At 64.4% G+C, this 13538-nt stretch carries 8 protein-coding genes; 1 reads left to right on the forward strand and 7 read right to left on the reverse strand.

Annotation, left to right across the window (positions count from 1 at the left end):
* Positions 1-5: 5 nt before the first annotated feature.
* Both ACRECX_RS02685 and ACRECX_RS02690 read right to left on the reverse strand, forming a co-directional pair.
* On the reverse strand, positions 6-3425 hold the full coding sequence (locus ACRECX_RS02685; protein WP_431557273.1) for an autotransporter-associated beta strand repeat-containing protein: 3420 nt from the start codon (positions 3423-3425) through the stop codon (positions 6-8).
* Between the two features lie 284 nt (positions 3426-3709).
* The gene (locus ACRECX_RS02690) at positions 3710-5437 is read right to left on the reverse strand and encodes an Ig-like domain-containing protein (RefSeq protein ID WP_431557274.1); all 1728 of its coding nucleotides are present in this window, start codon (positions 5435-5437) and stop codon (positions 3710-3712) included.
* A gap of 378 nt (positions 5438-5815) precedes the next feature.
* Between ACRECX_RS02690 and ACRECX_RS02695 the strand changes: the two genes are divergently transcribed.
* Entirely contained in the window at positions 5816-7612 is a 1797-nt protein-coding gene (locus tag ACRECX_RS02695; RefSeq protein WP_431557275.1) for an ABC transporter ATP-binding protein/permease, read from the forward strand.
* On the opposite strand, the gene ACRECX_RS02700 is transcribed toward ACRECX_RS02695, so the two are convergent.
* The 5 genes from ACRECX_RS02700 to glcF all read right to left on the reverse strand — a co-directional run bounded on the left by ACRECX_RS02700 (position 7609) and on the right by glcF (position 13537).
* Positions 7609-8325, reverse strand: coding sequence for a histidine phosphatase family protein (locus ACRECX_RS02700; protein WP_431557276.1), 717 nt, complete (start codon positions 8323-8325; stop codon positions 7609-7611). The two genes, ACRECX_RS02695 and ACRECX_RS02700, sit on opposite strands and share 4 nt — an antisense overlap.
* Before the next feature lie 156 nt (positions 8326-8481).
* Complete coding sequence (gene hisG, locus ACRECX_RS02705) at positions 8482-9186, reverse strand: ATP phosphoribosyltransferase (protein ID WP_431557277.1); 705 nt, start codon at positions 9184-9186, stop codon at positions 8482-8484.
* Entirely contained in the window at positions 9183-10361 is a 1179-nt protein-coding gene (locus ACRECX_RS02710) for an ATP phosphoribosyltransferase regulatory subunit (RefSeq protein WP_431557278.1), read from the reverse strand. The genes hisG and ACRECX_RS02710 overlap by 4 nt, the downstream gene beginning before the upstream one ends.
* Before the next feature lie 5 nt (positions 10362-10366).
* On the reverse strand, positions 10367-11857 hold the full coding sequence (gene hisS / locus ACRECX_RS02715; protein ID WP_431557279.1) for a histidine--tRNA ligase: 1491 nt from the start codon (positions 11855-11857) through the stop codon (positions 10367-10369).
* Positions 11858-12160: 303 nt separating this feature from the next.
* A complete protein-coding gene (glcF, locus tag ACRECX_RS02720; RefSeq protein WP_431557280.1) occupies positions 12161-13537 on the reverse strand; it encodes a glycolate oxidase subunit GlcF in 1377 nt (458 codons plus the stop codon).
* Between the last annotated feature and the right edge of the window lies 1 nt (position 13538).

The raw sequence follows: 13538 nt of genomic DNA on the forward strand, positions 1-13538 counted from the left end.
AGTCCCTACAAGACGAAGTCGCCTTTGGCGAGACTGCCGACATTGACGAAGATCTCGAAGTCGGCCTTGCCGTCGCCGTTGACGTCGCCCTGGACGATGACTTTGGAGCCCTTGTCCTCGTAGCGCAGCTCGCCCTTCTTGTCGTGGAAGTCGCTCTTGCCGATCCACTTGAAGGCCTGATTGCCGGAGCCCGTCTTGGCATCGATACCGCTCAGGTCGATCTTGTCGTGCTGGCTGTGCTTGAAATCCATGATCTTGTCGCGCTGGTTGCCGACCACGCTGTCCTTGATGGAGTCGAAGTCGAAGAAGTCCTTGTCGGCGCCGCCGCTGAGGACGTCCTTGCCCCTGCCGCCGTTGAGCACATCCTTGCCGGCATCGCCGAACAGCTTGTCGTTGCCGTTGCCGCCAATCAAGATGTCGTCGCCGCCAAGGCCGGAAATCTTGTCGTTACCGTTCTTGCCATTGATGACGTCGCGGAACTGGGTGGCGAAGGGCTGGCCGGCTACCGTCTGCGCGCCGTTGATCGTGTTGGCCGCGTTGGTGCCGTTGATGATGGCGCCGGCCGCAGTCAGCTCGACATCGTTGCCGTCGCCGCCGGCGTAGTCGATGATGAAGAAGCGGTTGCCGATCAGGAACTCGGCGCCCTGGGCCAGGCCGTCGAAGGTGCCTTGGACAGGGTCTGCCGTGCCATCTGCCGTGCTGCCGTCATTGTCGATGATAATGAATTGGTCGCCGGCGCCTGGGGCAAAGCCGAGACTGGCGTCGAGGGTCGCGCCGCCGAGACTGACCGTTCCCTCCACGTCGAGCTGATCGTATCCCGTGCCTGCCGTCGTGCCGTCGAGCTCGATGGAGAAGCTCGCTCCGGCCGTCATGACGACGTTGAGCGTGCTGAGAATGCCGGCGCTGGCGCCGGGCGCAAGCGTGCCGCCATTGTTGACGGTCACGTTGCCTGTTGCGCCGTTGCCGCCAAGCGTGCCGCCATTGCCGACCGTGGTCAGAGCGCTGTCGTCGATCGAGCCCTCGACCAGCAGCGTGCCGCCGTTGATGGTGGTGTTGCCGGTATAAGTGTTGTTACCCGACAGCGTCTGCGTGCCGCCGCTCAAGGTGAGGCCACCGCCGGCGCCGTCGATGGCGCCGGAGAAGTCGCCACTCCCGGCAGTGACGTTCAGAATCTTGTCCCCAAGGTCGACGTCGCCGCTTCCCCCCAGGCCCTGGATGGAGGCTCCAATGCCAGTGAGGCCAGAAATGTCGAAGGCGGCGCCTCCGGCGACGTTAACGCTCGAATTGGCGATGCTGCCGATCCCGGACAGCATCAGCGCGCCTTCGTCGATGTTCGTGGTGCCGGTGTAGGTGTTCGTATTGGTCAGCGTGAGCGCTGAGTTGGCAGTCTTGGTCAGCTGGCCGCTGCCGCCGATAATGCCTGAAAACGTGGCGCCGAACGCGCTCGTATCGATATTGCCGCCGCCGGCGCCGAGGGTGATGGCGTTGTCGATCGTACCATTGACGAGAACGGACAATCTCGCGTTGTTGGTGAAGACGATGGCGCCCGTGCCGAGGTTGGAATCGTCCGCAACGCGGAGGGTGCCGCCGCTGAGATTGGTGACCCCCGTATAGGTGTTGTTGCCCTGGAGGTCGACACTGCCGTCGCCCGTCTTGGTCAGGCTGCCGGTGCCGTCCATGTCGCCGGCGTAGAAGCTGCCGAAATCCTGATCGAACACCACCGACGCGTTATTGAGGATGTTGCCTTGCAGGCTTTCGGTGGTGCCGGTCAAGGTGCCGGCAATTACCGTAGTGGCACCGGTGTAGTCGTTGCTGCCCAGCAGGGTGAGATTGCCGGTGCCGTCTTTGGTCAGCGTGCCCGTGCCCGACATGTTGCCGGCGTACGTCCCTGCGAAGTCCTGATCGAACACGACGACCGAGCCATTGACGATGCCGCCCTGGAGACTGTCGCTGTCGCCGGTCAGAATGCCGGCGCTGACCGTCGTGCCGCCGGTGTAGGTGTTGGCGCCGGTCAGAATGGTCGTGCCGGTGCCGTTCTGCTCGACAGCACCGGTGCCGGAGATGTCGCCGCCATAGGTGTAGTCGTTCGACCGGTTGAAGATGAGTGTGCCGCCATTGGCGATGTCGCTGCTATCGGAGATCGCACCCGTTGTGCCGCCATTGCCGATTTGCAAGGTGCCGGCGTCGAGAATCGTGCCGCCCGTATAGGTATTGTTGCCGGTCAAGGTCAGCAATTGGGTACTTAGCATGGTGACGCTGCCGGTGCCGGAAATGACGTCGTCATAGCTGGAGACAAAATTCAGGAAGAACTCCACGCTTCCGTCATTGTCGATATCGCCTTGCACGGCGAGGGCGTTGCCGCGCAGCGTGCTCCCCGCGGATACAGTGGTGCCGCCGCTATAACTATTGTTGCCCCCGAGCGTCAGACTGATGCCACCGTCTATGGTCAGGCTTCCGTCGCCGGTGATGTCGCCATTAAGGGTCGCAAAGCCCGAGCGGTTGAAGGCAAGCGTGCCCGAGTCGATCGTGACGTCGGTGTTGATGTCGATCGCGCCGGTCGTTCCGCCATTGCCGATCTGCAAGGTGCCGTCACTGATGATGGTGGCGCCGGTGTAGCTGTTGATCCCGGTTAACGTGACGGTGCCGGCGCCGCCCTTGGTCAGGCTGCCGGTGCCCCCAATATCGTCTGCATAAGTGCCGCTAAACGCCTGCGTAAACACGACCGCCGCGTTGTTGGTGATGTCACCTTGCAGGCTGCCGGTGTCGCCGATCAGCGTGCCGGCGCTGATTGTGGTGCCGCCGGTATAGGTGTTGGTGCCCGAGAGGGTCAGCGTGCCGGTGCCGGTCTTGACGAGAGAGGCGCCGGTGCCGCCGGCGATGCCGCCGTCATTGATCGTGCCGCTGACGATGGTCGAAGCGTCGTTGCTGCCGACCGTCAGCGTGTTGTCGCCGAGATTGTAGTCGCCCGCGCCGGCGATCGAGCCTGCGGTGAGCTGGCCGCCGCTGAAAATGCTCTGCGAGAAGTCGACCGTGCCGCCGGCATTGGCGACGAGGGCCGCATCGCCGCCGTTCGAAATGCCGGCGAAAGTGGTGATCGCGCCGGCCGTGGTGGTGATGGTGGCGCTGCCGGCCGTGGTGTTGTTGATGAAAATGAGCTGGCTATTGTTGGCGATATTGGCGCTGCCGCTCGTGACATTGATGCCGGCGCCGTGGAAGGTGAAGTCTGCATTGATGTTGAAGGTGAAGTTCTGGGCAGAGATGTTCCAATCGGCAACCGAAGAGATCGCTGTGACGGTGACGGTGGTTGCCAGGGAGTCGGCGTCGAAATTCGCGGTGGCCAACGGAGGGCCATCGGGCGGGTCCCAGTTGACGTTTAGATTGTAGTCACCGCTGATACTGCCAACCCAGTCGTTGGTCACCGCCATGACGGCCTCCAGCTACGCTCGTTCCACCAGCGCGCCGCAAGGCCATCCCCGTTACGCTTCGGGGCGCGTGTACGTCAGCTCGAATTGAATCGTTTATTATTGGAATTGGATTTCGCTACTCCTTCGGACGCGAAGGCGTAGTCTCTCTCCGAAACCGACAACAGAATAGTTGTTGGTCCTGTCAGAGACGTTAAAGATTTTGCTGCAATTTCACTTGATGGCAACAGGATCGCGTAAGCGTTCCACTTGGTGCGCTATTTGCTTTCTGCGGTCCTGCTTGGGCGCTACAAGACAAAGTCGCCCTTGCCGAGGGCGCCGACATTGACGAAGATCTCGAAGTCGGCCTTGCCGTCGCCGTTGACGTCGCCCTGGACGATCACGCTCGCGCCCTTGTCGATGTAGCGCAGCTCGCCCTTCTTATTGTGGAAGCCCTGCTTGCCGATCCACTTGAAGGCCTGATTGCCCCCACCGGTCTGGGCATCGATGGTTCTGAGGTCGATGTCGTCGCCGACAATGTTGTTGCCGCGCGTGAAGTCGAGGATCTGGTCGCGCTGGGCGCCCTTCTTGCTCTCACTGATCGCGTTGAAGTCGAACAGGTCGCGGCCGTCGCCGCCGAACAGAAGGTCCTTGCCGGCGCCGCCGATAAGCGTGTCGTTGCCTTCCGCGCCTTCGAGCCTGTCGTTGCCGCCAAGTCCAAAGAGCGTGTTGGCGTCGGCATTGCCGAGGAGATGATTGGCCGCGGCCGTGCCGGTGGCGACGCCGGTGACGTCGATGGCGAGGGTCGCGGTGTCGGTCCCGCCGTTGCCGTCGGAGACGGTATAGGTGAACACGTCTTGCACGACGGCGCCGACGGCGAGCGGCTCGGCGAGGTTGGCCACATAGGTGTAGGAGCCGTTGGCATTGAGGGTCAGCGTGCCATGGTCGCCGGCCAAGGCCTGGCCGACAATGCCGCCGTCGATGGCGGAAACGGCGAGCGCGTCGCCCTCCGCGTCGGTATCGGCAATCCCCCCGAAAGCGTCGCCAAGGATTAGGTTGCCGTTGACGGTGGCGTATTCGTTGACCGCGCGCGCGTCGGCATTGGCGACGGGCGCGATGTTGGGCACATCGATGGTTACCAAGGTGCCGCCGGTGCCGTTTCCCAGGGCGGTGATCGCGCCGGTAATGATCCCCGTCAGCGTGATGATCGTTTCAAAGCTGCCGTTGTTGTCGCTGTCGATTTGAAGCTCGGTATCAGGGCCTGCGGACATCAGTTGGAACAGCTCCGAACCAAGCGCGAAGTCCGCGATGTTGATCGTGTCGATGCTGCTGAGGTCGGTGATGCGGTCGCCGGCAAGGTCGGCAAGGCGGCCCAAGAAAGTATCTGCGCCGAGCCCGCCCGTCAGAACGTTGGCGCCATCCCCGCCAATAATGTTGTCATCCCCGGCGCCGCCATCGATGGTGTCGTTGCCGGTCCCGCCAGCCTCATTGTCGCCAACGATCAGGTCATTTCCGCCGCCGCCATTGAGGATGTCGTTGCCGTTGCCGCCAAAGATGATGTCGTTGCCGCCGCCGCCATCGATGGTGTCGTTGCCGTCAAAACCCCTAAGAAAATCGTTGAAACCAGGCGCAATTTCGCCGGACTCAGACCCGGTGATCGTGTCGTCGCCGCCAAATATTGGGCCGCCCGTGTCGACCGCGAAGGGGTCAACAATGATGTCGACGGGCCAGGTGACCGACATGTCGGACAGCTCATAGCCGCCGCCAGGCTTGGTCACCTCAATGCCGGTCACGGTTCCGCTGATGAGAAGATCGTGCGGGGGATTCGACCCGGGAGGCTGAAACTCAGTATATCCGAAGTCCGTGCCGGTCGCTTGCCAGGTGATGCCCAAGGTGGCGCTGCTGACGACATAGGAGGTCGGCGTGGCCTCATCGACGCTTAGGTCACCCGCCTCACTGATGGCGACAAGGTCGGCCAAGAAGCTCAACGAGGAGGTCGTCATCACGAACGGCACGGTCGAGACGACGGTGGTCATGGGGCGGCCTCCTCCTTGGGAAGCGAGGACCGGGCAAGTTCGGCGCCGGCCTGTCGAACTTTATTCTTGTTGTCGGCAACTCTTGCGCGAGATGCCTGCGCGCGACAAATTACAAGGAGACAAGGCTAACCGCACTACCTGTTTGGGTAGTCCCGACCGGCGCGCTGTTGGTGAAAGGAGGCGAAGCCGCGGGGCGCCGGGGGCCATTTCTTGGCTGCTGCGGCCGTTGGCCGCCCCTGCCAGAGGGCCAGGAACCGGCCAATTCCTTCAAGCCTTACGCAAACGTAATTTTCCGCGCGCCCGATTTTGGCCCTATCGTCGCGCACATTTCAAACCGCTCCCGCCAAAGGGAGCCGAGCTTTGGGGTCGCCCCGCCACATGGCGAAATTCCGCAACACGGCCAACGAGTTCGCCCGCATCGCCTTTCCCTATTTCCGCTCCGAGGACCGGTGGTGGGGGCGCGGGCTGCTGCTCGTCGTCATCGCGCTTCAGCTGTTCCAGGTCTGGCTGAACGTCCGCTTCAACGCCTGGTACAACACGTTCTACACGGCGCTTCAGGACAAGGACTGGAACACGTTCATCTACCAGTTCGGCGTGTTCACCGTGCTCGCCGTGTTCTTCATCATCACCGCGGTCTACCAGCTCTACCTCCAGCAATGGCTGCAGATCCGCTGGCGCGGCTGGCTCACGCAAGCCTATCTTGGGCGCTGGCTGGCGCAGGGCACGCATTACCGCATGCGGCTCAAGGGCGACGAGGCCGACAACCCCGACCAGCGTATTGCCGACGATATTCGCCTATTCATCAACTGGACGCTCGACATCGGCATCGCGCTGCTCGGCTCCATCGTCACGCTGATTTCCTTCATCGTGATCCTGTGGAACCTATCGGCGGCGACGCCGCTGATGATCGGCGATGCCTCCTACCAAATCCCTGGCTATCTGGTGTGGGCCGCGCTCGTCTACGCCATCGTCGGCACGTGGGTGACGCATCTCGTCGGGCGTCCGCTCATCAAGCTCAACTTCGACCAGCAGCGCTACGAGGCCGACTTCCGCTTCAGCCTCGTGCGGTTGCGCGAGAACGCCGAGGAGGTGACCTTGCTCGCCGGCGAGCCGGCCGAGGAGGAGCGGCTGCGCGACCGCTTCGGCCACGTGGTCAAGAACTGGTACGGCATCATGAGCCGGACCAAGAAGCTCACCTTTCTCACCGCCGGCTACAACCAAGTGGCCATTATCTTCCCGTTCCTGGTGGTAAGCCCGGTCTATTTCTTCGGGACCTTGACGCTCGGCGGGCTGATGCAGATCGCGCAGGCGTTCAGCCAGGTGCAGAGCGCGCTCTCCTTCTTCGTCACCGCCTATTCGAGCATCGCCGACTGGAAGGCGGTGCTCGACCGGCTTTCCGGCTTCGAGGCGTCGATCGATTGGGCGCAAGGTCTCGATGCAACCGCGCCACGGGTCGAGTTCATCAGCGATGGCGCGGGCACGCTCCACGTCGAGCAGCTCAGCGTCGGCCTGCCCAGCGGTCGAGAGATCGTGCATCTCTCCGACCTCGTCATCGCGCCGGGCGAGCGCATCCTGGTGACCGGCCCGTCGGGGGCGGGCAAGACGAGCCTGTTCCGCGCGCTCGGCGGCGTGTGGCCGTTCGGGACGGGCGTGGTGCGCATCCCCGAAGGGGCGAGCGTGCTCGTGCTGCCGCAGCGGCCTTATCTCCCGCTCGGCACGCTCCGCGGCGCGCTTGCCTATCCCGGTCCGCAGGATGCGTTCAGTTCCGAAGAAATCGACGAAGTGCTCGAGGCGGTGGGACTCGAGGCGCTACGAGACCAGCTCGACAGCACGGCCTATTGGGCGGACAAGCTCTCAGGCGGCGAGCAGCAGCGCCTCTCCATCGCCCGCGCCCTTCTGCAAAGGCCGCAATGGCTGTTTCTCGACGAGGCGACGAGCGCGCTCGACGAGAGTTCCGAAGCCGACCTCTATCGCCTCTTGATCGCGCGGCTGCCTGACTCGGCGATCGTCTCCATCGGCCACCGCTCGAGCCTCGTCCAGTTCCACGGGCGGTTCTTCCACCTCGCGCCGGTGACGCCGGGCCTGCATCGTCTGACCGAAACCGACAAAGCGACGGAGAGCGCCGAGATCGCGCGGGAAGAGGCCGAGCGCGAGGCTGCGCTTCCGCCCGCCTAGTCTTTGCTCTTCGCCACGCAGCCGCTCGCTGCATCGAGCCCGTCCGGCTCACCCCAATCGTTCGCCGGGACGTTGGGAAACGACGTGCCGAACTCCTGCTTCATCATGGTGAATTTCGACGGCACGTTCGAGTTGTCGGGGAAGTCGACGATCCAGAAATAGTCGAAGGTCTCCTCGGGCCAGGTCTTCGGCACGCCGGGCAGAATATCGAGATTGAACAGCTGGCGGAGCGTGACCGCAGCATCGCCCTCATGCTTGGCGTCGAGCTCGGCGTCGGCGATGTGGTGATGCTCCCACACCATCACCACGGTCTTGCCCTTGAGCGCCGGGTTGGTGAGGATATTGGCGGCGGCCTCTCGAGTGCGCGCGGCGACCAGGTCCACAAAGACCTTCTCGCTGTCCTGCGGCAACGCCGAATAGAAGATGAGCGGCTTGTTCCAGCTTTGCACCGCGGGCGCGGCCAGCTCGGCAGTGTGCAGAGTGATGGCGAAGAAATAGGCCGGCGGCTCGCCGTCTTCAAATAGCGATTTCGCCGCGTCCTTGCCGAGATAGTTCAGCTTGAGGGCTTGGGCCCGCTGCTGCCCCACCTCGCACAATCTCCAGTCGTCGGCCTTCTCGCCGTGGCGCAGGATGATGATGCGGGACGGCGCCGCGACTGCGCCGCCGACAAGTCCGAGGGTAATGACGGCCGCCACGCCCAAGCGAATCAGCATGGGCACGGAGAGTAACCACTCTCGTCGGCGCTCGCTATCAGGCTCCCTTTCACCATGAACCTGTCATGCCCGGCCTTGGGCCGGGCATCCACGATTTTTGCGCCGTGCCACTGATAAATCGTGGATGGCCGGGACAAGCCCGGCCATGACGAGCCTTCAATTGCTGGAAAGCCGCACCAGGATCTTGTCGCGCAGCTTGGCGGCGGCTGGAGTCCAGGTGGCGACGCGGGAGGCCAGGAGATGCGCCTGGCTCTTCAAAATCAGGCCATCCTCCAGCACTTTGAGGCGGTTGGCTCGCAGCGTCGTGCCGGTGGTGGTGATATCGACGATCAGCTCCGACGTGCCGGTGGCCGGTGTCGCCTCGGTGGCGCCGACGCTCTCGACGATGCGGTAGCCGGTGACGCCCATTCGAGCGAAGAACCGGCGGGTCAGGTTCATGTATTTGGTGGCGACGCGCAGCCGGCGGCCGTGCGCCCGCGCGAACTGCGCGGCGACGTCCTCGAGGTCGGCCATGCGCGATACGTCGAGCCAGCAATCGGGAACCGCCACCACGACGTCGGCGTGGCCAAAGCCGAGCGGCGCCAGAAATTCGACCGTCCCGTCCACGTCGGCCAAGGTCTCGCGGATCAGATCCTCGCCGGTGATGCCGAGATGGACGCGGCCCGCCTTCAGCTGGTGCACGATTTCCGCGGCCGAGGTGTATTCCACCTCGACGCGATCGAGACCCTCAAGCTGACCGCGATAGCCGCGTTCGTGGCCCTTGACGCGCAAAGGCATGCCGGCCTGCTCGAACATGCGGGCGGCCTGGTCCTTGAGGCGTCCCTTGGAAGGGACGGCGATGACGAGTGCCGGCGCGGTCATGGCGCGGCCCTTTCCACGGCGGCGAGCAGGCGCTCGGTGTGAATGGCCGAACCCACGGCAGGCACGTCGCGCCGCGCGCCGAGCGCGCTTAGCAGCCCATCGTAACGGCCGCCGCCGGCGACCGGCTCCGTCTCGTCGAGCCCGGCGCCTTCGATCTGGAACACGAGGCCCGAGTAATATTCGAGCTTGCGGCCGAACTCGGTGGCGAAAATGGCGCGGCCGAGGTCGATGCCGTCCCGCGCCAGCCGGTCGAACCGGCGCAAGGCGGCATCGAGGCCCGCGTCGATGTCGAGGCCCGCGCCGCGGGCGATCATGGCGACCTTGTCCACCGCCTCGCGCGGCGGCGCCGCGACGGCGAGATAGTAGTCGATGATAGTCGCCACCTCTTTCGGCAGCTTGTCGGCGCGGAGATCGGCGGCATGATCGAGCAGCCGCTCGGCGATCTCGCTCAAGGTGCGGTTACCGGCGAGCGGAATATCCTGCTTCTCCAGGTAGGCCGCCACCAGTTCCTCGGCGCGCTCGGGCGTCGTGCCGGCGAGCGCGGCGGTGAGCACTTGAGGCAGGCCGTCGCCTTCGGGGCGATCGCCCTTGGCGAGCCGGTTCAAGAGCGCATGGAACACCGGCGGACGCCAAAAATAGTGGCGGAGCTTGAAGCGCCAGCGCTCGGGCAGCGAAAGCGCATCGATCAGCGCATAGAACAGCGCGATGTCGCCGAAGCGGAGCCCATAGTCGCGCAAGCCGGCGCTCCGCACCGCCCCCACCGCGAGCAGCACAATCTCGATATCGGCGCTCTCCTTGTCGGCAGCGCCGAAGCACTCGATGCCCGCCTGGCGGAACTCGCGCGGGTGGGTGCGGCTGGGGCCCAGCGGCTGGAAGCGGAAGGCCGGGCCGTTATAGCAATAGCGCGCAGGTCTATCGGCTTTCGGGTGCCGCTCCAGATAGAGCCGCGACACCGGCACGGTCAGGTCGGGGCGCAGACACAGCTCCTCGCCGGCGAGGTCGGTGAACACGTAGGTGCGACCCCGCACCTGCTCGCCGATCTGGTCGAGGAACACGCCGGCGGGCTGGATGATCGACGGCGCCACCGGCTCGTAGCCTGCGCGCGCGAACAAATCGAGCAGCGCACGGGCTTGTGCTTCGAGAGCCTCGAAATTCTGTGCGGACTCAGCGGCCATGACGCCTACGCTTTGTGGCGGGAGAGGACTTTGCGGACGGCCTTGACGAGGTCTTCCTCAGGCACGGCAAACTGTGCTTCGGTCTGCCTCTTTAGGTATTCGTCGCGGTCTTCGATGCCGGTGAGCGTGGCGCCCAGGATCAAATCCTTGATCTGCACCTCGCCGCGCGCTTTCTCGTCGCCGCCCTGAATGACCACGCACGGGGCGCCGCGGCGGTCGGCATATTTCATCTGCGCCTTCATGCCGGACGACCCGAGATAAAGCTCGGCGCGGATGTTCGCCGCGCGTAAGCTCTGCGCCATGTTCTGGTAGTCGGCCATGCGGTCCTTGTCGAACACGAGCACGACCACGGGGCCTTGCGCTGCGTTCTCCTGGAACTTGCCGAGGCGTTGGAGGCCGAACAGAAGCCGCGACACGCCGACGGAGATGCCGGTCGCAGGCACCCTCTCGCCGGTGAAGCGCTCGACCAGGCCATCGTAGCGGCCGCCGCTCATCACCGAGCCGAGCCTGATGGGTTGGCCACGCTCGTCTTTTATCGGCGCGAGGAGTTCCGCCTCGAACACGGGGCCGGTGTAATACTCGAGCCCGCGCACAACGGAAGGGTCAGGAAGGATCCGCGCCTCGCTGTTGGCCTTCTTGACGAGATCGAACAGGGCGACCAGTTCGTTCAGCCCTTCGGTGCCAGTCGCGGCATTTTTCTCGGCGAAGAGCTTACCGAGGCGCTCGAAGAAGTCCGTGCTGTTGCCGTCGCCTGTTCCCTCGGTGAAAAGCAGCACGGCTTCAATGTCCTCTCCGTTCAACTCGGCGCCAGGCGTGAAGTCGCCGCTCTCGTCCTTGCGTCCCTTGCCGAGCAATTGGCGGACGCCTTCGATCCCGAGACGATCGAGCTTGTCGATGGCGCGCAGGACCTTGAGCTTGCGCGCGTGATCGCCGGCGAGGCCGATCACTTCCATGACGCCATCGAGCAGCTTCCGGTTGCTGACCTTGACCACATATTCGCCGCGCGGGACGCCGAGCGCCTCCAAGGTGTCGGCGGCGAGCATGCACAGCTCGGCGTCGGCGGCGACCGACGCGGCGCCCACGGTGTCGGCGTCGAACTGCATGAACTGGCGGAAGCGGCCGGGGCCCGGCTTCTCGTTACGCCACACGAACCCCGACTGATAGCGGCGGAAGGGCTTTGGCAGGGTCTGGTAGTTCTCGGCCACGTAGCGGGCGAGCGGCGCGGTCAAATCGTAGCGCAGCGACAGCCACTGCTCGTCGTCGTCCTTGAAGGAGAACACCCCCTCATTGGGCCGGTCCTGGTCGGGCAGGAACTTGCCGAGCGCGTCGGTATATTCGATGGCGGGCGTATCCAGCGGCTCGAAGCCGTACCTCTCGAACACGCCTCTGATCGTGCCGAGCATCGCTTCGGTGGCGCGGATCTCCTGCGCCGAAATGTCCTGCAAACCCTTCGGCAGGCGGGCCTCTGGGCGAGGGCTTGCGTCTTTCTTGCTCATGGGAATTTCGGCTGATTCGACAGGGGCTCCAGCCGCCGCGTTCTAACCCATCGATCCCAGCCCAGCAAGCAACGGTGGCTTGAAACAAGGCCGCGCCTCGCCTTCTCCTTCGTCATGGCCGGGCTTGTCCCGCCTACGCGGGCCGAAGCCTTTTCGCCGAGGTCGCTAGCCAATTGCTTCGGCGGGCGAAGGCCGGCCATCCAATGATGTCCTGCCGCGAATCCCGGCGCCCTGAAGGTTGGCAACGCCCTATTGGATGCCCGGCACAAGGCCGGGCATGACGAAGGAGAGTGGGATAAAGGCTTAGTCGGCGAACTCGCGTTCCTTGGCGCTCATCCTGGCCATCTCCACCAGGGCCTCGATGGGATGGGCGCTATCCTTCATCTTGATGAGGGAAGGAGGACAGGGGCCGCCGGTCGCCCAATCGAGCAGCTCGACGGTATGCACGAAGGGCACCTCCGTGCCGCCCTGGAGCTGGGCCATGCAGCCGATATTGCCGGTGACGATGACATCGGGCTTGATGCGGTCAATGTTCCGCAGCTTCCGTTCGCGCAGCTCCCCGGACAGCTCCGGCTCGAGAATGTTGTAGCTGCCCGCCGAGCCGCAGCAGAGATGCCCTTCCGGAATGTCGACCAGGGTGTACCCCGCCTGTTCGAGCAGAGCCCGCGGCAGCTCGTCGAGGCGCTGGCCGTGCTGGAGCGAGCAGGCGGAGTGGTAGGCCAGTTTCAGGCCGGTCCACATCACTGGAGGATTGAGGCCGATGTCGTCGAGGAACTCAGTGATGTCGCGGGCCAGCCCCGAAACATACGCCGCACGTTCCGCGTAGCCGCGGTCGCGGGCGAGCAAATTGCCGTAGTCCTTGAGCATGGTGCCGCAGCCGCCGGCGGTGACGATCACGGCGTCGAGCAGGCGCTCGCGCATCACGGCGGTCCAGGCGTCGATATTGCGGCGGGCGAAGTCCCGTGCTTCCTCCTCCCGGCCGAGATGATGGACGAGCGCGCCGCAGCAGGCCTCGTCCTTGACGATGACGACGTCGACGCCATGACGCTTGAGGAGGCGGATGGCGGCAATGTTGATTTGCGGCGCCAGCACCTCCTGCACGCAGCCCAACATCAACGCCACGCGCTTGGCTTGTGGGGCGTCGGGATTGAGTGCCGACTTCGGCTTCAAGACCTTCATCTTCAGCGCGCCGCGCGGCACCAGATTGAGCGCCGCGGCGATCCGGCGGAAACCCATCTTGGCGAACAGGTTGCGAAACGGCTTCATGAACCAGCCGAGCACCAGCATGAAGCGGAAGCGCCGCGGGTTGGGCAGCACGCGGCTCAACAGCCAGCGCGTGGCGCGCTGCTTGGTCCCGCGGTGCGCGCGCTGCTCGATGCGGACGCGGGCGAGATCGACGAGGTGCATGTAGTCGACGCCGCTCGGGCAGGCCGTCATGCAGCCAAGGCACGAGAGACAGCGGTCGATGTGGTGAACCGTCGAGGCGGTCACCTCGCGACTCTCGAACATCTGCTTCATCAGGTAGATGCGGCCGCGCGGGCTGTCGCGCTCGTCCCCGGTCAGCACATAGGTCGGGCAGGTCGCGGTGCACAGGCCGCAATGGACGCAGCGGCGAATGATCTCATCGGCGCGGGCGATGGTCGGGTCGCCAAGCTGGAGCGCATTGAAGTTGGTCTGCATC

The organism is Methyloceanibacter sp., from assembly GCF_050726195.1.
GTDB lineage: Bacteria > Pseudomonadota > Alphaproteobacteria > Rhizobiales > Methyloligellaceae > Methyloceanibacter.